The sequence below is a fragment of the Streptomyces sp. 2131.1 genome, assembly GCF_900105515.1.
Lineage (GTDB): Bacteria > Actinomycetota > Actinomycetes > Streptomycetales > Streptomycetaceae > Streptomyces > Streptomyces drozdowiczii.
In genome coordinates, this window is record NZ_FNSY01000001.1 from 1521990 (window position 1) to 1543384 (window position 21395).

At 70.2% G+C, this 21395-nt stretch carries 17 protein-coding genes; 7 read left to right on the forward strand and 10 right to left on the reverse strand.

Annotated features, from left to right (window positions below):
• Positions 1-3 precede the first annotated feature (3 nt).
• The 4 genes from BLW14_RS06730 to BLW14_RS06745 all read right to left on the reverse strand — a co-directional run bounded on the left by BLW14_RS06730 (position 4) and on the right by BLW14_RS06745 (position 4882).
• Positions 4-1644: a type 2 periplasmic-binding domain-containing protein gene (locus BLW14_RS06730; protein ID WP_093705322.1), complete on the reverse strand. Its 1641-nt coding sequence runs from the start codon at positions 1642-1644 to the stop codon at positions 4-6.
• A gap of 52 nt (positions 1645-1696) precedes the next feature.
• The gene (locus BLW14_RS06735; RefSeq protein ID WP_093705324.1) at positions 1697-2641 is read right to left on the reverse strand and encodes a carbohydrate ABC transporter permease; all 945 of its coding nucleotides are present in this window, start codon (positions 2639-2641) and stop codon (positions 1697-1699) included.
• A complete protein-coding gene (locus tag BLW14_RS06740) occupies positions 2638-3648 on the reverse strand; it encodes an ABC transporter permease (protein ID WP_371128053.1) in 1011 nt (336 codons plus the stop codon). The genes BLW14_RS06735 and BLW14_RS06740 overlap by 4 nt, the downstream gene beginning before the upstream one ends.
• Positions 3649-4081: 433 nt before the next feature.
• Positions 4082-4882, reverse strand: coding sequence for a DeoR/GlpR family DNA-binding transcription regulator (locus tag BLW14_RS06745; protein WP_093705326.1), 801 nt, complete (start codon positions 4880-4882; stop codon positions 4082-4084).
• 186 nt (positions 4883-5068) lie between these two features.
• On the opposite strand from BLW14_RS06745, the gene BLW14_RS06750 reads away from it, so the two are divergent.
• Positions 5069-5953, forward strand: coding sequence for an SIS domain-containing protein (locus tag BLW14_RS06750; RefSeq protein WP_093705328.1), 885 nt, complete (start codon positions 5069-5071; stop codon positions 5951-5953).
• Positions 5954-6031: 78 nt separating this feature from the next.
• Here the strand turns inward: BLW14_RS06750 and BLW14_RS06755 are convergent, their stop codons facing one another.
• The 4 genes from BLW14_RS06755 to BLW14_RS06770 all read right to left on the reverse strand — a co-directional run bounded on the left by BLW14_RS06755 (position 6032) and on the right by BLW14_RS06770 (position 10838).
• Positions 6032-6559, reverse strand: a complete 528-nt coding sequence (locus BLW14_RS06755) for a hypothetical protein (RefSeq protein WP_093705330.1) — start codon at positions 6557-6559, stop codon at positions 6032-6034.
• A gap of 106 nt (positions 6560-6665) precedes the next feature.
• Positions 6666-9386, reverse strand: a complete 2721-nt coding sequence (locus BLW14_RS06760; RefSeq protein WP_371128054.1) for a cellulose binding domain-containing protein — start codon at positions 9384-9386, stop codon at positions 6666-6668.
• Positions 9387-9578: 192 nt separating this feature from the next.
• Positions 9579-9980, reverse strand: a complete 402-nt coding sequence (locus BLW14_RS06765; RefSeq protein WP_093705334.1) for a PhlB family protein — start codon at positions 9978-9980, stop codon at positions 9579-9581.
• A gap of 117 nt (positions 9981-10097) precedes the next feature.
• Positions 10098-10838, reverse strand: coding sequence for a TetR family transcriptional regulator (locus BLW14_RS06770; RefSeq protein ID WP_093705336.1), 741 nt, complete (start codon positions 10836-10838; stop codon positions 10098-10100).
• Between the two features lie 109 nt (positions 10839-10947).
• Here BLW14_RS06770 and BLW14_RS06775 point away from each other — a divergent pair, with 109 nt between their 5' ends.
• Both BLW14_RS06775 and BLW14_RS06780 read left to right on the forward strand, forming a co-directional pair.
• Positions 10948-11733, forward strand: a complete 786-nt coding sequence (locus BLW14_RS06775; RefSeq protein ID WP_093705338.1) for an electron transfer flavoprotein subunit beta/FixA family protein — start codon at positions 10948-10950, stop codon at positions 11731-11733.
• 57 nt (positions 11734-11790) lie between these two features.
• Entirely contained in the window at positions 11791-12753 is a 963-nt protein-coding gene (locus tag BLW14_RS06780) for an electron transfer flavoprotein subunit alpha/FixB family protein (protein ID WP_093705340.1), read from the forward strand.
• Between the two features lie 82 nt (positions 12754-12835).
• Here the strand turns inward: BLW14_RS06780 and BLW14_RS06785 are convergent, their stop codons facing one another.
• Both BLW14_RS06785 and BLW14_RS06790 read right to left on the reverse strand, forming a co-directional pair.
• On the reverse strand, positions 12836-14020 hold the full coding sequence (locus tag BLW14_RS06785; protein WP_371128055.1) for a macrolide family glycosyltransferase: 1185 nt from the start codon (positions 14018-14020) through the stop codon (positions 12836-12838).
• A gap of 238 nt (positions 14021-14258) precedes the next feature.
• Positions 14259-15647 (reverse strand): lipase family protein, encoded by a 1389-nt coding sequence (locus BLW14_RS06790; RefSeq protein ID WP_093705344.1) that lies wholly within the window; start codon positions 15645-15647, stop codon positions 14259-14261.
• A gap of 190 nt (positions 15648-15837) precedes the next feature.
• Between BLW14_RS06790 and BLW14_RS06795 the strand changes: the two genes are divergently transcribed.
• From BLW14_RS06795 to BLW14_RS06810, 4 genes are all read left to right on the forward strand, one after another.
• The gene (locus BLW14_RS06795) at positions 15838-16653 is read left to right on the forward strand and encodes an SAM-dependent methyltransferase (RefSeq protein WP_093705346.1); all 816 of its coding nucleotides are present in this window, start codon (positions 15838-15840) and stop codon (positions 16651-16653) included.
• Positions 16654-16786: 133 nt separating this feature from the next.
• A complete protein-coding gene (locus BLW14_RS06800) occupies positions 16787-17836 on the forward strand; it encodes a hypothetical protein (protein ID WP_093710661.1) in 1050 nt (349 codons plus the stop codon).
• 60 nt (positions 17837-17896) lie between these two features.
• Positions 17897-18346 (forward strand): helix-turn-helix transcriptional regulator, encoded by a 450-nt coding sequence (locus BLW14_RS06805; RefSeq protein ID WP_093705348.1) that lies wholly within the window; start codon positions 17897-17899, stop codon positions 18344-18346.
• Positions 18347-18433: 87 nt separating this feature from the next.
• The gene (locus tag BLW14_RS06810; protein WP_093705350.1) at positions 18434-20809 is read left to right on the forward strand and encodes an ATP-binding cassette domain-containing protein; all 2376 of its coding nucleotides are present in this window, start codon (positions 18434-18436) and stop codon (positions 20807-20809) included.
• Positions 20810-21395 lie beyond the last annotated feature (586 nt).

A 21395-nucleotide genomic window follows, 5' to 3' on the forward strand; every position in this document is an offset into this window, starting at 1 on the left:
AGACTACTTACCGGCGAGCGAGGCCTCGAACTCGGCGCGCATCTTGTCGCCGCCGCCGGAGCGCCACTTGCGCAGCTGGTCCTTGAAGGCTGAGATCGGCTTGCGGCCGGCGACGATGTCCAGCTGGATGTCGCTCATGGCGGTGGTGAGCGAGGCGCTCTTGCTGGTGGACGTGTCCGAGAAGTGGCCGCTCGTCGGGTTGGACTGGGCGATCTTGAGGAGGTCCGTCTGCCAGCCGTGGATCTTTCCGGCGAGTTCGCTCTGGCCCGGCAGGTAGACGTACTCGGGTCCGGCGGCGAGGAAGGCCAGCGGCATCGCGGTGGTGACGGCCTCGGAGTTGCCCTTGGCGGTGAGCTCGACGTCGCCCTTGGAAGTGCGGTTCCAGTGCGTGCCCTCGATGCCGTTGTCGAGGAACAGGCGCTCCTCCGTGCCGAAGGGGGCGGCCAGGTAGTCCAGGACGCGCAGCAGCATCTTCACGCGCTTCTCGTCGGCCTTCTTGTTGATCGCCGTGTAGCCGACGGAGCCGTAGCCCATGCTGTAGTGCGGCGTGGCGCCCTCCTTGCCGGCGAACGGCACGATGACGCTGAACGGGAAGTCGTACGTCTTGGCGTCGATCAGGAAGCTGGGGAAGGACTGCACGTAGGCGCCGAGGGAGCCCTGGGCCATCTTCTCCATGGTGGTGCTGAGGTTGGGGTCCGGCCAGAAGAGCTTGGCCTCGGCACACTTGACGGCGAAGGCCAGGGCCTCCTGGTACTCCTCCGTCTCGTACTGGTGGGTGAGCTTGCCGCCTTCGAGGCGCCAGGCGGCGGGGGCGCCGAACCACTGGGCGAACTGGCCGATGTGGTTCACGTACGCCGGCTCCAGGACGTACTTGTTGCGCTTGGCGTCCAGCAGCTCCTTGCCCTTGGCGAGGAAGTCCTCGGCGCTGGTGAAGCGGGCGCCGCCGACCGGCTTCCAGAAGTCCTCGTTGACGACGTAGACCTGGCCCATGGAGCCGTAGGCGACGGTGACGCCGCGGATCTTGCCGTTGACGACGGCCGTCTTCCAGGCGGTGGTCGGCAGGTTGGCCAGGTTCGGGTACGCCTTGACCGCGTCGCCCGAGAGGTAGGGGGTGAGGTCGTGGAACTTGGCGTCGAGGAGCTCGGGGACGCGCTGGATGCCCTGGTTCGGCGGGAACCAGACGAGGTCGGGTATGTCGCCGCCGGCCATCATCGCGTTGAACTTGGTGAGGTACGCGTCGACGCCCTGGTCCACCACGATCGTCATGTCGAACCGGGAGCCGAGGCGCTTGTTCAGCTCCTGCCAGTAGGCGTTCCTGGCCTGCGGCGGGGCGGGGGTGGTGAACGTCTCGGTGAGGGCGGTGATGCGGCTGCCGTCGCCGGGGGTCTTCGCGACGGACTTGGTGAGGGCCTTGGGGTAGCGCAGGTAGGTGGCGTCGAGGCCCGCCGCGTTGCCCGCGAGGTCGGCGGGGGCCGTCCGGGCCGCCACGTACGTCGGGAGCTTCAGCTTGGCCGACGCCTTGGCGCCGCCCTTGCTGACCGTGGCGCCGCTGCCGCAGGCGCTCAGCGTCGACAGACCCGCGACGGTGAGGCCGGCGATTCCCGCGGCGCCCATGAAACCGCGTCGGGAGAGGTGGGTGGACATGGGGCTCCTTGAAGGTGGGGGCGTGCGGGGGCGGTGGTGCGGGGCGGGCGGTTCAGCCCTTGATCGCCCCGGTGAGGACGCCCTTGACGAAGAACTTCTGCAGGAGGGGGTAGACGCAGAAGATGGGCACGATCGCGACGATCAGGACGGCCATCTGCAGCGAGGTCGCCGGCGGTATGGAGTGGACGCCCATCGCGGAGGCGTTGATGCTCTGCCCGTTGAGGACGTAGCTGCGCAGGATCACCTGGATGGGGAACTTGCCGGCGTCGTTGAGGTACAGCACCGCGTTGAAGAAGCTGTTCCAGTAGCCGACGGCGTAGAACAGGCCGACCACCGCGAGGACCGCCTTCGACAGCGGGAGGACGATCCGGAAGAGGACCGTGACCTCGCCGGCGCCGTCGATGCGTGCCGCGTCGTACAGCTCTTCCGGGATGCTCTGGAAGAAGGAGCGGACGACGACGATGTTGAAGGCGTTCAGCAGGACCGGAAGGATCAGTGACGCGTACGTATCCAGCATGTGGAACTGCTGGACCGCCAGGTACGTCGGGATGATGCCGGGCGCGAAGAGGAACGTGCCGAGCACCAGGAGCAGGATCGGCTTGGCGAGGACCGTGCCGGGGCGCGAGGTGCCGTACGCGATCATCACGGTGCAGGCCAGGCTGAGCGCGGTGCCGATCAGCGTGATGAAGATGGAGACCACGGCGGCCCGGGTGACCACCCCCCCGGACAGGATGACCCGGTAGGCCTCCAGCGTCGGGTGGTGCGGGATCAGTACGTAGCCGCCGTTGGCGTTCAGCTCCTCGCGGCCGGCGAGGCTGGTGCCGATGGCGAGGACGAACGGGTAGAGCACGATCACGGTGAGGACGATCAGGGCGAGGCCCTTGGCACCCTGCCCGTACCAGTGCGGACGCTCCATCCACGGCGGCCTGCCGTTGGACTTGCGGGGGCGGGTCCCGGACCGGGCGGCGCGCAGCCTGGTCGCGACGGACTGGCTCATCGGTACACTCCCTGCTCGCCGAAGCGGTGGGCCAGCTTGTTGGCGGCGAGGATCAGGGCGAATCCGATGACGCCCTTCATCAGTCCGGCGGCGGTGCTCATGCCCCAGTCGCCGTCCACGACGCCGTGGAAGTAGACGTAGGTGTCCATGACTTCGGCGGCGTCCGGGCCGACCGCGTCGCGCTGGAGCAGGATCTGCTCGAAGCCGACGGAGAGGATGTCGCCGAGCCGCAGGATCAGCAGCATCAGGATGACCGGCCGGATGCCGGGCAGGGTGATGTGCCAGATCCGGCGGAGCCAGCCGGCGCCGTCCATGGCGGCGGACTCGTACTGGCCCATGTCGATCGAGGCGATGGACGCCAGGAAGATGATCGTGCCCCAGCCGCAGTCCTTCCAGATGGCCTGCGCGGTGATGAGGAACTTGAAGGTTCCGGGGTCCGTCATCACGTTGCCGATGCTGACCCCGTGCTCCATGAGCAGTGTGGTGACCGAGCCGGCGCCGCCGAGTACCTGCTTGAACATCGCGACGACGACGACCCAGGACAGGAAGTGCGGGAGGTAGACGACGGTCTGGATGAACCGCTTGATCTTCTCGCTGATGAGCGAGTTGAGCAGGAGCGCCAGGGCGATCGGTGCCGGGAAGTACAGGAGGAGCTGGATCGCCGTGATCTGGAGGGTGTTGGACACCGCGCTCCAGAATTCGGGCTCGGCCAGCAGTGCGGTGAAGTTCGCCATCCCGACGAACGGGCTCTGCTTGAAACCCAGGAACGGCTGGTAGTCCTGGAAGGCGATGACGTTGCCCGCGAGCGGCAGGTAGAAGAAGAGCGCGAAGTAGAGCACGCCCGGCAGGCAGAAGAGCAGGAGCGCTTTGTCCCGCTTCAGGCGGTGCCGGAGCGGCTGCCGTATTCGGTGCTTCTTGCCCTTCCTGCCTGCGGAGCGGTCCGCGTCTTCCGGATCGCGGGGCTGCGGCACGGGCGGCCGCGCAGCTGTGACCGGCGTGTTTGCCATTGTCACAGGCACCTCCAGGGCTGATGGAGCGAGAGAACGTCCCGCATGCACAGGAGGCGGCACGCACTTCGGGGGAAGTGCGGCCGCTGCTCCTTCGCGGCGACAGGCACATAGTTCACGACCTTGCGCCCGTATGGCAAGAGTTGTTCATTTCGCAGAGGTAACGAACATCTATGGGCAAGCAAAAGTCGCTCCACGCAGCACCACAGGGCGTCATAGACCGGGCAACTGGCGCATATCGGCCTCGCGATACCCGTGACGACGCCCCGGAATGCATCGTTCCTCCGTCAGAACCGGCCATCTCGTGCGCGGTTGTGCTTGGTCTCGCACACTTCGCGCACAGTCGGACACCCCGAACCGGTCCGGGCGCACGCGGAACGGCGGGCCTCCGCGCATCGGGTGCGCGGGGGCCCGCCGTGGGGCGGAGCAGGGGTCAGACGGCGACGACCGTGACGCCGGCCTCCGTGAAGCGGGCGGACGCCTCGGGCGAGATGCCCCGGTCGGTGACCAGGAAGTCGACCAGGGAGAGGTCGCAGACCCGGGCGAAGGCCCGCTTGCCGATCTTCGATGAGTCGGCGGCGACCACCACGCGCTGGGCCTGCTGGGCGAGCAGCCGGTTGATGCTGGCCTCGCCCTCGTGGTGCACGTACGCACCGCGTTCGGTGTCGATGGCGTTGACACCGAGCACGGCCACGTCCAGCGTTATCTCGCCGAGCACCCCGCTGGCCAGCGGGCCGGTCAGCTCGTACGACTGGGGCCTGGCCACACCGCCGGTGACCACCATCTTGATCTGCGGCCGGATCACCAGCTCGTTGGCGATGTTGAGGGCGTTGGTCACCACCGTGAGCGTGGGCTGCCCGGGCGCCCCACCGGCGCCCTCGCCCACCAGGTCCGCGCGGACGGCGAGCGACCGGGCGACCTCGGTGATGGTGGTGCCGCCGGTGAGCCCGACCACCTCGCCGACCGCGACCAGTTCGGCGACGGCGCGGCCGATGGCCTGCTTCTCGGGGGCGTTGCGACCGGTCTTGTACCGGAGGGCCAGCTCGTAGCTGACGCCGTGGGCGATCGCGCCGCCCCTGGTCCGGGTGAGCAGTTGCTGTTCGGCGAGCTGGTCCAGGTCCCGTCGGATGGTCGCGGCGGACACGTCCAGCGTCTTCGCGGCGTCCTCGACGTCCACCCGGCCGTTCTTACCTACGAGTTCCAGCAGTGCGTTCCACCGGGCGTCCCTGGACAAGAGAGTTCTCCTCACACGTCCGGGGCTGTGTGCGCCCATCCCCTTGGGCGCGATCACCGGACAGGCGCAAGGGTCGCACAAGGCTCCGGCGAGTCAAGTCTTCTGCACGCAGAATGCTTGATAATGCTCGGTCCTCGCGGGTAACGTGCGTAAACGAGCATCCCATCACCAGTACGGAGTGCAAAAGTGTCATTTGTCGAGATCGAGATCGCCAGCCAGCCGGATTGCTGGCGCCGCGCAGCGGAGCTGGCCCCGAGTCACGCGGCCGCACTGCCCGCGCCCGGCGAGCGCGTCGCCGTCGTCGGCTGCGGCACCTCGTTCTACATGGCTCAGGCATACGCCTCGCTCCGCGAGGAGTCCGGGCAGGGCGAGACCGACGCCTTCGCCGCGTCCGAGTTCCCCACCCGGCGCCGCTACGACCGGGTCGTCGCGCTCACCCGCTCCGGCACCACCACCGAGGTGCTCGAACTCCTCGGCCGGCTGCGCGGCACCACCCCCACCGTGGCGATCACCGCCGACCCCGACACCCCCGTGATGACGGCCGCGGACGCGGTCGTCGTCCTGGACTTCGCCGACGAACAGTCCGTCGTCCAGACCCGGTTCGCCACCACGCTGCTGACACTGCTGCGCGCCCACCTGGGCCTGCACACCGACGCCGTGGTGCGCGACGCGGAGAAGGCGCTCGCGGAGCCGCTGCCGGAGGGCCTCGTGGACCGCACGCAGTTCACCTTCCTCGGCCGCGGCTGGACGACCGGTCTCGCCAACGAGGCCGCGCTCAAGATGAAGGAGGCGTCGCTCTCCTGGACCGAGTCGTACGCCGCGATGGAGTACCGCCACGGCCCGATCTCCATCGCCACCGACACCACCGCCACCTGGATGTTCGGCACCGCCCCCGAGGGTCTGCGCGAGCAGCTCCTGGAGACGGGTGCCGACTGGGTGGAGAGCGGCCTGGACCCGCTGGCCGACCTGATCCGCGTCCAGCGCCTGGCCGTCGCCCGCGCCACGGCCCGCGGCCTCGACCCGGACGCACCGCGCCACCTCACCCGCTCGGTGGTCCTGGCGGACGCCTGATCCGGGCCCCGCGCGTCACGGGCCGGCCGGGCTGGGGTCCGCCCGGCCGGCCTGTGTGCTCCGGGAGTTGAGCCCCCGTCAGGACTCCTCGAAGTACGTGTCCAGGACCGCGTCGAACCCCTCGGTCCACTCCTTCAGGCTGCTCCGGGACTCCGCTTCCACCTCGCCGTTGAACCAGCGCTTGGACGACAGGTGGACGGTCACGGTGAACCGGCGGCCGAAGCGGGCCGGCTTCAGCTCGACCGCGCCGATCTCGTCCCAGCCGAAGTCGGCCTGCTGGTCGTCCAGCGTGAACCGGACGCCCTCGGGGCCGGCCGCGATCGAACCGCGCCGGTCGCTCACCTCGAACGAGGGCCCGTCGGCGGCCTCTTCGTCGCTCTCGTCGCCCTTGTCGCTCTCCTCCTGCTCGTCCTCCTCGTCCTGCGCCACCGGTACCTCGTCGGCCGGCTCCACGACGGCGTCGGCGACTGCGGGCTCCCCGGTGCTCTCCGGCTCCTTCTCCTCCGCCGCGGCGGAGGGTCGGGGGGCCGTGAGACCGGGGATGTACGCCGGGTCGGTCCCTGCGGCGTACGCGGGCTGGGTCTTCGGGTCTATGCGCTGCTCCACGGCGGGCAGTATGGCCGACGAACCTGTACAGGGCCAGTAAGAGGGGTCGGGGGGACGGACCCGGCCGCCAGGTCCGTCCCCCACTCGCGGGGCCCCGCGCCCCACGTCAGCCGGTGGCGCAGACCTCGTCGCCCAGGGTGAAGGCGTCGGGGGCCGTGTTGCCGCCGGCCAGTGTGCCGGTGAAGCCGAAGCCGGCGGAGGCGCCGGGCGCGACCCTGCCGTTCCACGAGACGTTGGCGGCCGTCACTTTCGCCCCGTCCTGCGTGGGCGTGGCGTTCCACATCTGGCCGACCTTCTGCCCGTCCGGGAAGGCCCAGCCGAGCTTCCAGCCGTTCAGTTCGGTGTCGCCGGTGTTGGTGAGCGTCACATCGGCCTGGAAGCCGCCGGACCACTGGTTGGTGACCTTGTACGTCACCGAACAGGCGGCGTCACCCGGGTCGGTGCCCGGATCGGTTCCGGGGTCGGTGCCCGGGTCCGTACCGGGGTCGGTGCCGCCGTCGCCGTCCGAGGAGTCGCCGTACATGATCCCGCGTCCGTTGGTGGACACGTAGACCCGGCCGAAGACGCGCGGGTCACCGGTGATCGCGGCGCCGGTCCAGCCCCACTGGTGGGCGTCGTCGTTGATACGGGTCCAGGTGGCGCCCGCGTCCGTGGACCGGAAGATGCCGCGCACCCCGCCGATCTTCGCGGAGACGAAGAGCGTCTGGTACGAGGCCCCGGCGGCCGCCTTGCCGAAGCCAACCGCGTCCGCCTGGTCGACACCGCTCAGCTCGGTGAACGTCGCCCCGGAGTCGGTGGAGTGCCACAGGCCGTACGCGCCCGTGGTGGCGCCGCCCGCGAGCCAGATGTCGCCCTCGGTGCCGGGGACCGCCTTGAAGCGGACATTGCCCTCGGTGGGCAGGCCGCTCGACGCCTTGGCGGTGAAGGTGGCGCCGCCGTCCGTCGAGACGTAGAAGGTGCCGGCCTTGTACCCGTAGAACTTCTTCGGGTTCTTGCGGTCCGACTCGACCGTCGCGCCCTGCGGTATCCCGGTGGACGCCGACCACGAACTCCCGTACCCGGTCGTGTGATACACCCCGGTGCCCTCGGGGCTCCAGACGAAGCCGCTCGCGTCGGCCGCCGCCGCGACCGTGCCGCCGCCGGTCACCCCGGACGGCTCGGAGCCCTGGAACCAGTTGGAGCCGTTGTCCGTGGAGAAGCCGATGTGCGGGGCGGCGTCCGCGCTGCCGACCCGGACCACCGTGTTCGGGCTGCTCTCGGCGAAGTCGAGGCTCGTGGTGGAGGTGAGGTTGGGCGAGGTGAACATCATGTCCGGCACGGTGTCGAGGTCGGTGTGCCGGAAGCCTCCGATGTCACCGAGCGCGCTGAGCAGCGGCGCTCCGGACGGCGGGCTGGCCAGGTCGTTGACCGCGGTCTCCTCCAGGCCCTTGACCATCGGGGTGATCCCGAACCGGCTGCCGGAGTCCCAGTTGGTGAGGTTCTCGGTGCCGTAGATCGTCGCGCCGGTGCCGTACATCATCCGGTCCGAGTCGAACGGGTCGATCTCCAGGGCCTCCGTCATCCAGCCCAGCTTGGGCGTGGTCTCCGGCGGCGACGGGTTGGCGCCCCAGGTCAGCCACGGCACCGAGGAGACGTCCTGGGTGAAGCGGTTGGAGCGGTTGGGGTAGCTGGTGTAGTCCCACGCCTGGGTCCAGGTCGCCCCGCTGTCCGTGGAGCGGAAGATCTGGGTGTCCGGCCACCAGGAGCTGTACGCGGTCGCCATGACCGTGCCGGGGTGCTGCCGGTCCACGGTGAGGCCGCTGAAGCCGTAGTAGGTGTCCGCCTCGGCGACCGGGCTGACGTCCTTCCACTCCCCCGTCGCGGTGGCGTACCGCCAGATCCGCCCCTTGCCGCCGTCGTAGGGGCCGCCGGTGTCGCTGAGGGTCAGATAGAGGTAGCCGTTCCCGGAGTCGAGTACGCCCTTGTGCGCCAGGTAGCCGGTCGGCTGTCCGGCGATCCGCGACCAGGTGGTCCCGCCGTCCGTGGAGCGGTAGACGGTGTTCTCCTTGTCGGCGACCCCGACGTAGATGTCCTGGGTCGCGCTCCCCCTGCTGCCGCTGCGCTCGTCGAACGTCACCCAGACGATGCCCTGGTTGTCGTTGCCGTAGCCGCTGGTGTCGGTGGGGTCCTGGGAGTAGTTGCCCGGATTGGGGAAGGCCGTGACCTCGGACCAGGTGGCGCCCGAATCGGTGGACCGCCACAGGCCGTTGCCGCTGGGTGCGCCCAGGTAGAGCACGGAGTTCTTGTTCGGGTCGACGGCGAGGCGTTCGCCCATGCCCCGGCCCGGCATGTTGCCGCCGAGCTTGAACGGCAGCGTGGTCGCCTTCCAGCTGGCGCCCCGGTCCGACGAGCGCAGCACGGCCCCGTTGGTGGGGTCCCAGTCGTTGGTGTACGTGCCCACGGCGGCGTACACGTTGTCCGGGTCGACGGAGTCCGAGGCGAGGCTCACCACCCCGGTCCAGCCCCAGTGGTCCCAGTCGACCCAGTCGAGCAGCGGCGTCCACCGCTTGCCGGACTGGTCCCAGCGGTAGGCGCCGCCGATGTCGGTACGGGCGTAGGCGAGGTTCTTCTCGGTCCGGTTGAAGACGATCCCGGGGACGAATCCGCCGCCGTCGATGCGGACGTTCTTCCAGTCGTACGTGTCCGCCGCGAGGGACACATCGGATGCCTGGGCGGCCTTGGTGGCACCATGGTCTCTCGCCGACGCCGGCGCACCGGCGGCGAAGAGCCCGGCGGTGAGGGTGAGTGCCGCCACCAGGGCAGCAAAGGGTCTTGCGCTTGTGCGCACGGGAACGTCTCCTCCGAACAGGACCGCCGATACCGGCGGTTAAGGGCGTGAACGGATGTGGGAGCGCTCCCATTTCGCGTCCCGATGGTAGCGGCGCCGCCCCTCCGGGAGAAGGGCGGGCGCAAAGTTCATCGGATGACTTCCGGGCGCGACAGGGCGATCGGCGCGGGGCGGCCGCCGGGCCGCGCCGCGTCAGTACCAGCCGGGCGATCCGGGCGGGTCGCAGAGTTCGAGTACGACCTCGCCGGCCACGGAGGTCCGGCCGCCGGCCGGCCGTACCCGGTCGCCGACGTTCACCAGGTGCGGGGCCGCGCCCACGATCCGGCAGCGGTAGACGAAGCCCTCGGGGAAGCGGACCAGGGACTCGTTGCGCATCACGCGCGAGTAGCGGTTCACGACGTTGGAGCGGACGACTACCCCGTAGCCGTCGCTCTGTTCGGACTCCAGGTCGCTCGACGCGCAGACGGGACACAGGAGTTTGCGGAAGGAGGCCGTGTGGCACCAGCGGCAGACCTGGTAGACGAGCCCTTCCTGAGTGTGCGGCTCCACCGCCTCGCGGGCCGGCCGCCCCACGTCGATTCCGGTACTGAACACGTTCCGCCTCCCGCGCTCGACTCGGTACGCCGCACCTTCGGGAACGGCCCACCGGCACCGTATGGCACTTGGTTCCAGGAGTAAAGGCACTGAGTGCCACAAAGTGCGGACCCGGGCTCAGGCACTCCCCAGCGCGGACTCGATGTGCTGCACCACGCGCCACATCGGAGCGCCCTTGCGCGCGACCATAACGATCACCTCGTCGTCGCCCCCGCTCACCGCCTGCACCGCCCCGACCTGCGCGGCAGGGCGTTCGTCCGCCTCGCCCCACACCGCGCGGACCAGTTCGAGCGCCCGGTCCACCTCGGCCCCCGCGTCCCCCTCGCCGCCCGAACGCAGCCAGGACCGCAGCCCGTTGTTGTGCGCGGCGACGACCGAGGCGGCGATCACCTCGGCGCGCAGCGAGGCGTCCGGTCCGGCGGACGGGTCCTCGGCCCACCGCCGCTCCAGATGGCCGGCGAGGGTCCGCTCGTAGCGGCGCACCACGGACAGCTCGTACGTGCGCAGCCCGGGCACCTCGCGGGTGAGCCGGTAGCGCTGCACGGAGAACTCGGGGTTCTCCGCGTACATCCGCAGCACCAGACGGGCCGCGTCGCACACCGTGGCGACCGGGTCGCCGCCCTCGGCGTCGGCCAGGAAGGCGGTCATGTCCGCGAGGCACCGCTCGTGGTCCGGAAAGACCGCGTCCTCCTTGGAGGGGAAGTAGCGGAAGAACGAACGCCGCCCGACCCCGGCCCTGGCGACGATGTCGTCCACCGTGGTCCGCTCGAACCCGCGCTCCAGGAACAGCGCGAAGGCCGCCTCGGCGAGCACGTCACGCATCGGGGGCTTCTTGGCCGGCCGCCGGTCTTCGGTCATGCCGGAAACGTAACACCGAAAGCGGCCGCCCGGCACTGGGTACCTTTACGAAGGGTACTGAGTGCCATAGGATTCCCGCAGGAGACCACCAGGTACAGGGAGAGCCGGCGTGAGCTTGAGGATCGTTGTCACTGTGAAGTACGTGCCCGACGCGACCGGTGACCGGCATTTCGCCGATGACCTGACGTTGGACCGTGAGGATGTCGACGGTCTGCTGTCGGAGCTGGACGAGTATGCGGTCGAGCAGGCGTTGCAGATCGCGGAGGCGGCTGATGATGCGGAGGTCACCGTGTTGACGGTGGGTCCGGAGGATGCCAAGGACGCGTTGCGCAAGGCGTTGTCGATGGGTGCGGACAAGGCGGTTCACGTCGAGGACGACGATCTGCACGGTACGGACGCGCTGGGTACGTCGCTGGTGCTGGCGAAGGCGGTCGAGGAGACCGGGTACGACCTGGTGATCTCGGGTATGGCGTCGACGGACGGGACGATGGGTGTGGTTCCGGCGCTGCTCGCGGAGCGGCTGGGTGTGCCGCAGGTGACGCTGTTGTCGCAGGTGTCCGTCGAGGGCGGTGTGGTGCGTGGCCGTCGTGACGGTGACAGTGCGTCGGAGGAGCTGGAGGCGTCGCTGCCGGCGGTGGTGTCGGTGACGGACCAGTCGGGTGAGGCCCGGTATCCGTCGTTCAAGGGGATCATGGCGGCGAAGAAGAAGCCGGTGAAGTCCCTGGACCTGGATGATCTGGGGATCGACGCGGACGAGGTGGGTCTGGCGGGTGCGTGGACCGCGGTCGACTCCGCGACCGAGCGTCCGGCCCGTACCGCGGGAACGATCGTGAAGGACGAGGGCGAGGGCGGCAAGCAGCTGGCCGAGTTCCTGGCCGGCCAGAAGTTCATCTGAGCCCCGCGCCCCTCTCGTCACCCCGCCTACTTCGCACACGCAGGAGATTGAAGTCCCATGGCTGAAGTTCTCGTCTATGTCGACCACGTGGACGGTGCCGTCCGCAAGCCCACCCTGGAGCTGCTGACGCTGGCCCGCCGCATCGGCGAGCCCGTCGCCGTCGCCCTGGGCAACGGCGCCGCGGACACCGCCGCCGTGCTCGCCGAGCACGGCGCGGTCAAGGTGCTGACCGCGGAGGCTCCCGAGTTCGCCGAGTACCTCGTCGTACCGAAGGTGGACGCCCTCCAGGCGGCGTTCGACGCCGTGTCCCCGGCGGCTGTGCTGCTGTCCTCCTCGGCGGAGGCCAAGGAGATCGCGGCGCGTCTCGCGGTCCGTATCGGGTCGGGCATCATCACCGACGCGGTCGACCTGGAGGCCGGCGACCAGGGTCCGGTCGCCACGCAGTCCGCGTTCGCCGCCTCGTACACGACCAAGTCCCGTGTTTCCAAGGGTGTTCCGGTCATCACGGTCAAGCCGAACTCGGCCCCGGTCGAGCCGGCCGCCGCGGCCGGTGCGGTGGAGGCCCTCGCGGTGTCCTTCTCGGCGCAGGCCACCGGCACGAAGGTCCTCTCGCGCACGCCGCGTGAGTCGACCGGGCGTCCGGAGCTGACGGAGGCCGCGATCGTGGTCTCCGGTGGCCGTGGCGTCAACGGCGCGGAGAACTTCGGGATCATCGAGGCCCTCGCCGACTCGCTGGGCGCCGCGGTGGGCGCCTCGCGTGCCGCGGTGGACGCGGGCTGGTACCCGCACACCAACCAGGTCGGCCAGACCGGCAAGTCCGTCTCCCCGCAGCTCTACATCGCCAACGGGATCTCCGGCGCGATCCAGCACCGGGCCGGGATGCAGACCTCGAAGACCATCGTCGCGGTCAACAAGGACGCCGAGGCCCCGATCTTCGACCTCGTCGACTACGGCGTCGTCGGCGACCTCTTCGACGTCGTCCCCCAGCTCACCGAGGAGATCAACACCCGAAAGGGCTGACACAGGCTGACACACCCTCAGCTGTGCTGCCCGGCCGGGCGGTGAGTGCGGGCGACCCGCTCACCGCCCGGCCGGGCTCGTCTCAGCCGAGCAGTCCCTCCACCAGGTCGGCGGCCCGGCGGGTGCCGCCCTCCGCGCGGGCGTCATCGCGCAGCCGCACCGAACGCCGGGCGACCTCGGGGTCGTTGACCAGCGTGTCGAGGGCTTCCCGCAGCGCCTCGGGGGTGGCGTCGCCGGTGTCGATGCGCCGGGCGACCCCCAGCTCGACGAGCTTGTCCGCGTTCATGAACTGGTCGACGGCCTGCGGTACGGCGATCATCGGGACCCCGCTGTACAGGCCCTCGGAGCTGCCGCCCATCCCGGCGTGCGTGATGAAGGCGTCCGCCTGCCGGAGGATGGCCGGCTGCGGCACCCACCGGTGCACCTCGACGTTGCCGGGTACGGTGCCCAGCTCCGCCAGGTCCGTCTGCCTGCCGATCTGGAGCACGACGTGCCACCCGGGCAGATCCCCGTACGCCGCCAGGCAACTGCGGTAGAACTCCGGCCTGTTGGTGTACGCGGACCCCAGCGAGATCAGCAGCACCTTCTCCGCCCCGGCGGGCCGGTTCCAGGTCTGCTCCTCGTCGCGCCCGGCGAAGCACGGCCCGACGAACGTCACGGTGCCCATGTCGACGTCGTCCGCGTGCGGCTGCATCGCCCGGGGGATCAGGGCGAGGGTGTTGTCGGGGCGGCCGGTGAAGGCGTCCATGTCCCGCGTGGTCGCGCCGTTCCCGCCCAGCCACTCGGTGAACCTCGCCCGGTACGCGTCGGCCCCGGGCAGCGTCCACAGCTGGGCCGCCACGTCCCTCTCGTAGCTCCGCCAGCCGACGAAGGTCGGGTAGAGCTGCATCAGGCGGCGGTTCTGCGACTCGGCCAGCACCCGTGCCGGGTACGCGCCGATGTCGTACAGGTACAGGTCCGCCGGGTCCTCGTCATAGACGGCGCGCAGCTGCGGCAGGGCCTGGACGGCGTCGTCGAGGAAGAGGTCCATGGCGGCGATCGGGTCGTCCGGCCAGTCGTTGTCGCCGACCGGGAGCACGGAGTCGTACGGGACGAAGGCGGCGCCGGTGGCCTCGATGCGCTCGGCCATCACGGGGTCGTTGGCGTAGGTGACGCGGTGGCCGCGCGCCACGAGTTCGCGGATGACCTCGATGCTCGGCAGGACGTGGCTCACGGCGGGGATGCCGACCATGGCGATATGGGCGCGGCGAGGTGTCGGAGATGTCATGGGGGAATCACTCGTTTCAGTTCTGCGGCGGAAGAGGACACGGCAGACCGTCGCGTCGCCACCCCGGCGAGGGCCGGGCGGTGGGCGCGTGGACGCGGTGTGCCGGACGGGTCGGGGGCCTGCCCCGTCCGCGTCAGCCGTAGAGCTGGACGATGTTCATGCGGCGACCCTAACCGGCGGCCGGTCCGCGCGCACGGGGTTATCCGTGCACGCGGACCGGCAGGCGCGGGCGGTGCGGTCAGGGCTGGATCGGCATCGACCAGCAGTTGGAGGTGGCGCGCTCGCCGGCGAGGCGGTCGGTCATCCAGGAGATGGCGTCGCCCTGGTCGGTGATGAGCGGGACCATGTGGTTGGTGAGGATCTTGTTGCCGAGGTTGGGCAGGATGACGGCGTCGTACGTGACGTTGCCGCCCTTGCGGCACCAGTCGACGGCGAGCTGACGCGCCTGGGCGTGCGGCACGATGTCGTCCTGGATGCCGGTCGCCACCCGCACCGGGCCGGTGGGCTTGAGGGTCCCGATGCGCTGCTTGTCGAGCGCGGCCTGCGCCTTGGGCTCCGCGGCGATGATCTCGCCGAGGGACTTGCCGGTGGTGGTCCACTTGGAGCTCTTGGCAAAGCCGTAGCCGAGGATCGCGTCGCCGACGCACATGGCCGAGGCGTCCTTCAGGGCGGCCCTCCCGGCCTCGTTGATGTTGGCCTCCACGACGTCGCGCAGATCGGCGTCGGCCTGGGCGAAGCCGTTGATCGACCAGGCGAGGGCGCCGGCCAGGGCGCTGCCGTCGATGCCCTTCATCGTCGCGGTCAGGTCGGCGGGCGGAGCGCCGGCGTAGGTGCCGGCCAGCTGGATCTCGGGGGCGTACGAGGGCTGGAGCTCGGCGGCCGAGGCGCTGGCCCCGCCGCCCTGGCTGTAGCCGTACAGGCCGGTGCGGGAGTCGGCGGTGAGCGAGGTGGCGGGCAGCTGGTGCGCGGCGCGGACCGCGTCGAGCAGCGCGTGGCCCTCGTCGACCCGGTTGACGTAGGTGTGCAGCCGGTCGGTGGTGCCGAGGCCCACGTAGTCGGTGACGACGACCGCGACTCCGGCCGACAGCAGCCGGTAGACGGAGAGGGTCTCGTAGCCGATCGACACTGACTCGGGGGTGAGGGCCAGCGGGTGCTGGAGGGCCAGCGAGGGGGCGCACTGGTCGCCCTGGCCCATGGTGCCGGAGGCCAGCGCCACCAGCGGGCGGGCCCCGCCGCCCTTCCAGGAGGCCGAGGGCTCGATGTAGGCGCCGGTCACCGCGGCCGGCTGCCCGTTGGAGTCGGTCGTGCGGTACATCAGGCGGGTCGCGGTGCCCGGCATCGGGCGGCCGTCCAGGCCGGGGAGGCTCAGGCCTAGCGGCAGGGGCTCGGTCCGTATCAGCTCCCCGTTGGCGGCCGGCAGTTGGGCGGGCGGGTTGTAGAACGCGGGGATGGTCGTGCCCCGGGAGACGACGGGCTCGGTGCCGTCCGCGTTCGCGGGCGCGGCGTACGCGGCCACGCAGACCGCTGCGGTCACGGCGACGGCGGCGGCGCGGAGGGTCCTGGCGCTCGGGCGGCGGGTGGGGGGTGTGGAGAAGGTGGAACGCGAACGGCTGTCCTTGCGGCTCACAGCTCACTCCTCGCTCTGCTTCGGAAGGCGGGTGAGCGCAAGCTAACAGCGGGGCTTACCGATGGTAACCCGTCAGTAAGTTACGCATTGGTAACTATCATCGGCGACCGAACTCGTGCTCCGCGGCGGCCGAGTTGCCTATTGTTGGCGCGAGCTGATCATCCGCAGCCTCCCGCACCCTGGAGTTGCCATGTCCCGACCGGAGAACGACATCACCGCCCCGCTCATCGACACCAGCAAGCCGCATCCCGCGCGGATGTACGACTGGTTCCTGGGCGGCAAGGACAACTACCCGGTCGACGAGGCCATGGGCCGTCAGATGCTGGCCGTCGAGCCCAACGTGCCGGTGATGGCGAAGATCAACCGCGCCTTCATGCACCGCGCCACCCGCTGGCTGTCCGCCCAGGGCGTCCGCCAGTTCCTCGACATCGGCACCGGGATACCCACCGAGCCCAACCTGCACCAGGTGGCCCAGGAGGCCGAGCCCGCCACCCGGGTCGTCTACTGCGACAACGACCCGATCGTGCTCGCCCACGCCGAAGCGCTGCTCAAGGGCACGCCGGAGGGCGTCATCGACTACGTGCAGGCCGACGCGCGCAACGTCGACACCATCCTCGAAGCCGCGGGCAGGACGCTGGACTTCGACAAGCCGGTGGCCCTCTCGATGATCGCGCTGCTGCACTTCGTGAGCGACGAGGACGGCGCGTACGAGCTGGTCAGCAGGCTCACCGACGTCCTCGCGCCCGGCAGCTACATGGTCATCTCGCAGATCACCGCCGACTTCCACCCGGAGGAGGCACGCCAGGTGGACGAGATGTACAAGGCCAACACCCTGACGCTGGCACCGCGCACCCGCGCCCAGTTCGCCTCGTTCTTCGACGGGCTGGAGATCGTGGAGCCCGGCGTCGTCGCCGCCGAGGACTGGCACGCCGAGCTCGGCGAGCCGGTCCCCGGCACCGGCGAGGTCGTCACCCCCGGGTACGTGGCGGTCGGCCGCAAGCCGTAGCGCGCACGCCCCATCAGCACCCGCCCGGTGGCCACTTGGCGCGCGAACCGTCCGCGTCGGGTGTCACCGGGCTGTGTGATGATGCACGGGAATGCAGACCGGCCGGGGGTGCCGGGAGGGGCGGGGGCACAGCGTGGACAAGGACGGGTCTTCCATACCGGACGAGGAGTGGGAGCGCTTCCTCCGGGAGGCCGAGGCCGGAAGCGCCGGCGCACCCGAGGAGCCGTCCGCCCGGGCCCGGATGGTGACTCAGCGGCTGCGCGACGAGCCCGCACCACCCCGCGGCTGGCGCACACATGAGCCGCCTCGCCGACGGGGCGGCAGGGGCCGGTACGTGGTGGGCCTGCTGATCGTCGTCGCGCTGCTCGTCATAGCGCTGGACCCGGGCCGGGTGACCGGCTGGCTCGGCTTCGACGACGGGGGCGGCTCCGCGGCGGCCGCGACCGGGCAGCCCACCCTGGACGACCCGTTCAAGGGGTCGCCGGCGGAACACTGGGCCGCCGGGACGGCCGGAATCACGATGCCGTCGGCGCGGGCGACCGGGTGGATGAGCGAGAAGCAGGTGTCCGAGGCGCTCGACGGCAGCCTGGCCTTCCTCTCCGACTCCGGTCTGGACCCGGCGGTGCTGCGCGGGGAGCGGCCGGTGAAGGCGATCGCGGCCATCAACCCGAAGCAGGCCGACGTCAAGGAGTACCTGGCGAACGCCTTCGACACCCCGGACCGGGAGAACAACCCGCTGACGCTCTTCAGCCGCTTCGACCCGGCGTACGCGCGCCTGGCAGGTGACGTGATCAAGACCCGGGGCGGGATCACGTACCGGGAGGGCGGCAGCGGAGCGGTCGAGGTGACCGCCGACGTCACCTTCGTCTACCCCGTGGTGCGGGCGGCCGGGGGCAGCGACGAGGTCGCCCGCACGATCGCGCGCCGGGAGATCGTGATGAGCTGGGAGGACCCCGCCGAGGTGCTCATCGAGCCGGGGACCTTCTCGCTGAAGTCGTACCGGGTGGACTCCGCGAACGGCGGCTGCTCCAACACCACCGGCTACTTCCGCCCCGACTTCGCGAAGGGGGCGGGGCCCTCGGACGACGGCACGGAGGTCGACCCGTACGAACGGGGCACGTCCATGGACGAGCGGATGCGTGACCGGGGCACCGCGGAGTGCGGCACGGCCACCCGCACCTGACGAGGATCCGCCCGCGTAATCGCCGGGCGGGCCGCACCCCCGCGTCGTACGCTTCCGGACGTGACCAGCAAACCCGACGCGACGCAGAACCTGCGCGACCTCGCCCGGCTGCGCCGGGTCCGTGACCGGATCGACCGCGAGTACGCCCAGCCGCTGAACGTCGAGGCGCTGGCGCGCGGGGCGCACATGTCGGCGGGCCATCTGAGCCGCGAGTTCAAGCGGGCGTACGGGGAGTCACCGTACGGCTACCTGATGACCCGGCGCATCGAGCGCGCGATGACGCTGCTGCGACGCGGGGACATGAGCGTGACCGAGGTGTGCTTCGCCGTCGGGTGCTCCTCGCTCGGCACGTTCAGTACGCGCTTCGCGGAGCTGGTCGGGATGCCGCCGAGCGTCTACCGGCAGGAGGCGGCGCAGGCGACCGCGGGGATGCCGTCGTGCGTGGCCAAGCAGGTGACGCGGCCGGTCAGGAATCGAGAAGCACCACTGCCGGGGACGCCGCTGAGTTGACGGACGTCCCGGCGCACGGGGAAGGCCACCGGTGAGCCGGTGGCGACGACGGGGCCGCGCGACGGCCCCGCCAATCCAGGGAGACGCATGAGCAGGGCCAGAGACACCGAGCCGCACATCGCCGACAGCCACGATCTGATCCGTGTGCACGGGGCACGCGTGAACAATCTGAAGGACGTCAGCATCGAGATCCCGAAGCGCCGGCTGACGGTGTTCACGGGCGTCTCCGGCTCCGGGAAGAGCTCGCTGGTGTTCAACACGATCGCCGCCGAGTCGCAGCGGCTGATCAACGAGACGTACAGCGCCTTCGTGCAGGGGTTCATGCCCACCCTGGCCCGGCCCGAGGTGGACGTCCTCGAAGGGCTGACCACGGCGATCATCGTCGACCAGCAGCGGATGGGCGGCGACAACCGGTCCACGGTGGGCACCGCAACCGACGCCAACGCCATGCTGCGCATCCTCTTCAGCCGCCTCGGCACCCCGCACATCGGCCCGCCCAGCGCGTACTCCTTCAACACCGCCTCGGTGAAGGCCAGCGGTGCGATCACCGTCGAGCGCGGCAACAAGAAGGCCGTGAAGGCCACCTTCAGCCGCACCGGCGGCATGTGCACCGAGTGCGAGGGCCGGGGCACGGTCTCCGACATCGACCTGACCCAGCTCTACGACGACTCCAAATCCCTCGCCGAGGGCGCGTTCACCATTCCCGGCTGGAAGTCCGACAGCTTCTGGACCGTGCGGGTGTACGCGGAGTCCGGCTTCCTCGACCCGGACAAGCCGATCGCGAAGTTCACCGGGAAGGAGATGCAGGACTTCCTGTACCGGGAGCCCACCAAGGTCAAGGTGGAGGGCGTCAACCTCACGTACGAGGGGCTGATCCCCAAGATCCAGAAGTCCTTCCTGTCCAAGGACAAGGACTCGCTCCAGCCGCACATCCGTGCCTTCGTGGAGCGCGCGGTCACCTTCACCACCTGCCCGGCCTGCGAGGGCACCCGGCTCAGCGAGGGCGCCAGGTCGTCCAAGATCGCGGACATCAGCATCGCGGACGCCTGTGCGATGCAGACCAGCGACCTGGCGGCCTGGATCGCCGGACTGGACGAGCCGTCGGTCGCGCCGCTGCTCACCGCGCTCGGGCAGACCCTCGACTCGTTCGTGGAGATCGGTCTCGGCTACCTCGCGCTCGACCGGCCCGCCGGCACCCTGTCCGGCGGCGAGGCGCAGCGCGTCAAGATGATCCGCCACCTCGGGTCGTCGCTGACCGACACCACGTACGTCTTCGACGAGCCCACCGCCGGGCTGCACCCGCACGACATCCAGCGGATGAACAACCTGCTGCTGCGCCTGCGCGACAAGGGCAACACGGTCCTGGTGGTGGAGCACAAGCCGGAGACGATCGCGGTCGCCGACCATGTCGTGGACCTCGGCCCCGGCGCGGGTACCGGCGGCGGCACCGTCTGCTTCGAGGGCACCGTCGACGGGCTGCGCGCCTCGGACACCGTCACCGGCCGCCACTTCGACGACCGCTCCACGCTCAAGGCGGACACCCGCGAGCCCACCGGCGCACTGGAGGTGCGCGGTGCGACGGCGAACAACCTGCGCGGGGTCGACGTGGACATCCCGCTCGGCGTGCTGACCGTCGTCACAGGCGTCGCGGGGTCCGGCAAGAGCTCGCTGATCCACGGCTCGGTGGCCGGGCGGGACGGCGTGGTGACCGTCGACCAGAGCCCGATCCGTGGTTCGCGGCGGAGCAACCCGGCCACGTACACCGGTCTGCTCGACCCGATCCGCAAGGCGTTCGCCAGGGCCAACGACGTGAAGCCGGCCCTGTTCAGCGCAAACTCCGAGGGCGCATGCCCTACTTGCAACGGTGCGGGCGTCGTCTTCACGGACCTGGCGATGATGGCGGGTGTCGCCACGGTCTGCGAGGAGTGCGAGGGCAAGCGGTTCCAGGCGTCGGTGCTCGAATACCGGCTCGGTGGACGCGACATCAGCGAGGTGCTCGCGATGTCGGTGGCCGGGGCCGAGGAGTTCTTCGGCTCCGGTGACGCGCGTACGCCGGCCGCGCACCGCGTCCTGCAACGACTGGTGGACGTCGGGCTCGGCTACCTCAGCCTCGGCCAGCCGCTCACCACACTCTCCGGCGGCGAGCGGCAGCGGCTGAAGCTCGCCACGCACATGGGCGAGAAGGGCGGGGTGTACGTGCTCGACGAGCCGACCACCGGACTCCACCTCGCGGACGTGGAGCAGCTCCTCGGACTGCTCGACCGGCTGGTGGACTCCGGGAAGTCGGTCATCGTCATCGAGCACCACCAGGCCGTGATGGCGCACGCGGACTGGATCATCGACCTGGGCCCCGGCGCCGGCCACGACGGCGGCACGCTCGTCTTCGAGGGCACGCCCGCCGACCTCGTCGCCGCCCGCTCCACCCTCACGGGGGAGCACCTCGCGCAGTACGTGGGGGCCTGAGCCGCACCGTGCGCCCGCCCCGGCCCGGACGGCCGCGGGCGGGCGCTTTCGTCGGTCCGGCCCGTACGCGCGGGCTCCGCATCGGGTCAAGGCGGCGTGCCGTGGAAGTCATCTCCCTTTGGAGGATGGCCTGTTCGCTCCGGACCTCCCCGTGCCCGCGAGGTGACGAACCGCTACAGATCGCCACCAACCTTTCACAAGGGCCTACTTGAGGATGGCGCGGCCGTCGGGCCGCCCACCTGTGAAGATGCGCCCGCCCCGGCCGCCGAGTCCATCGATGTGGACCATCGCCTTCGCTAATCGGACCGGTACGCCTCCAACTCCGTTCGGCTTCACGGCGCTTGGCAGATCACTGCATACACAGGGGCATCCGGCCGCACCACGGTCACACTTGACCGATTACGATCACATCCGCACGCATAGCTGATCGCAAATTTCCATCGCTGCACGCAATTGGGGTTGTGTACTAGGCATAGGATCAAGCCGCGCAACCTGAGCCCCGCCAGACCCACTTGTCCCGTCCGCAACTGTGCACACGATGTACGAGCGTCCACACCGACACCCCCACAACCCGTTAACAGGTATC

Excerpts from the sequence above, each read along its gene's own strand:
- BLW14_RS06730 (WP_093705322.1), bottom strand. The coding sequence starts at position 1,644 with ATGTCCACCCACCTCTCCCGACGCGGTTTCATGGGCGCCGCGGGAATC.
- BLW14_RS06735 (WP_093705324.1), bottom strand. The coding sequence starts at position 2,641 with ATGAGCCAGTCCGTCGCGACCAGGCTGCGCGCCGCCCGGTCCGGGACC.
- BLW14_RS06740 (WP_371128053.1), bottom strand. The coding sequence starts at position 3,648 with ATGGCAAACACGCCGGTCACAGCTGCGCGGCCGCCCGTGCCGCAGCCC.
- BLW14_RS06770 (WP_093705336.1), bottom strand. The coding sequence starts at position 10,838 with ATGACCGAAGACCGGCGGCCGGCCAAGAAGCCCCCGATGCGTGACGTG.
- BLW14_RS06780 (WP_093705340.1), top strand. The coding sequence starts at position 11,791 with ATGGCTGAAGTTCTCGTCTATGTCGACCACGTGGACGGTGCCGTCCGC.
- BLW14_RS06785 (WP_371128055.1), bottom strand. The coding sequence starts at position 14,020 with ATGACATCTCCGACACCTCGCCGCGCCCATATCGCCATGGTCGGCATC.
- BLW14_RS06795 (WP_093705346.1), top strand. The coding sequence starts at position 15,838 with ATGTCCCGACCGGAGAACGACATCACCGCCCCGCTCATCGACACCAGC.
- BLW14_RS06810 (WP_093705350.1), top strand. The coding sequence starts at position 18,434 with ATGAGCAGGGCCAGAGACACCGAGCCGCACATCGCCGACAGCCACGAT.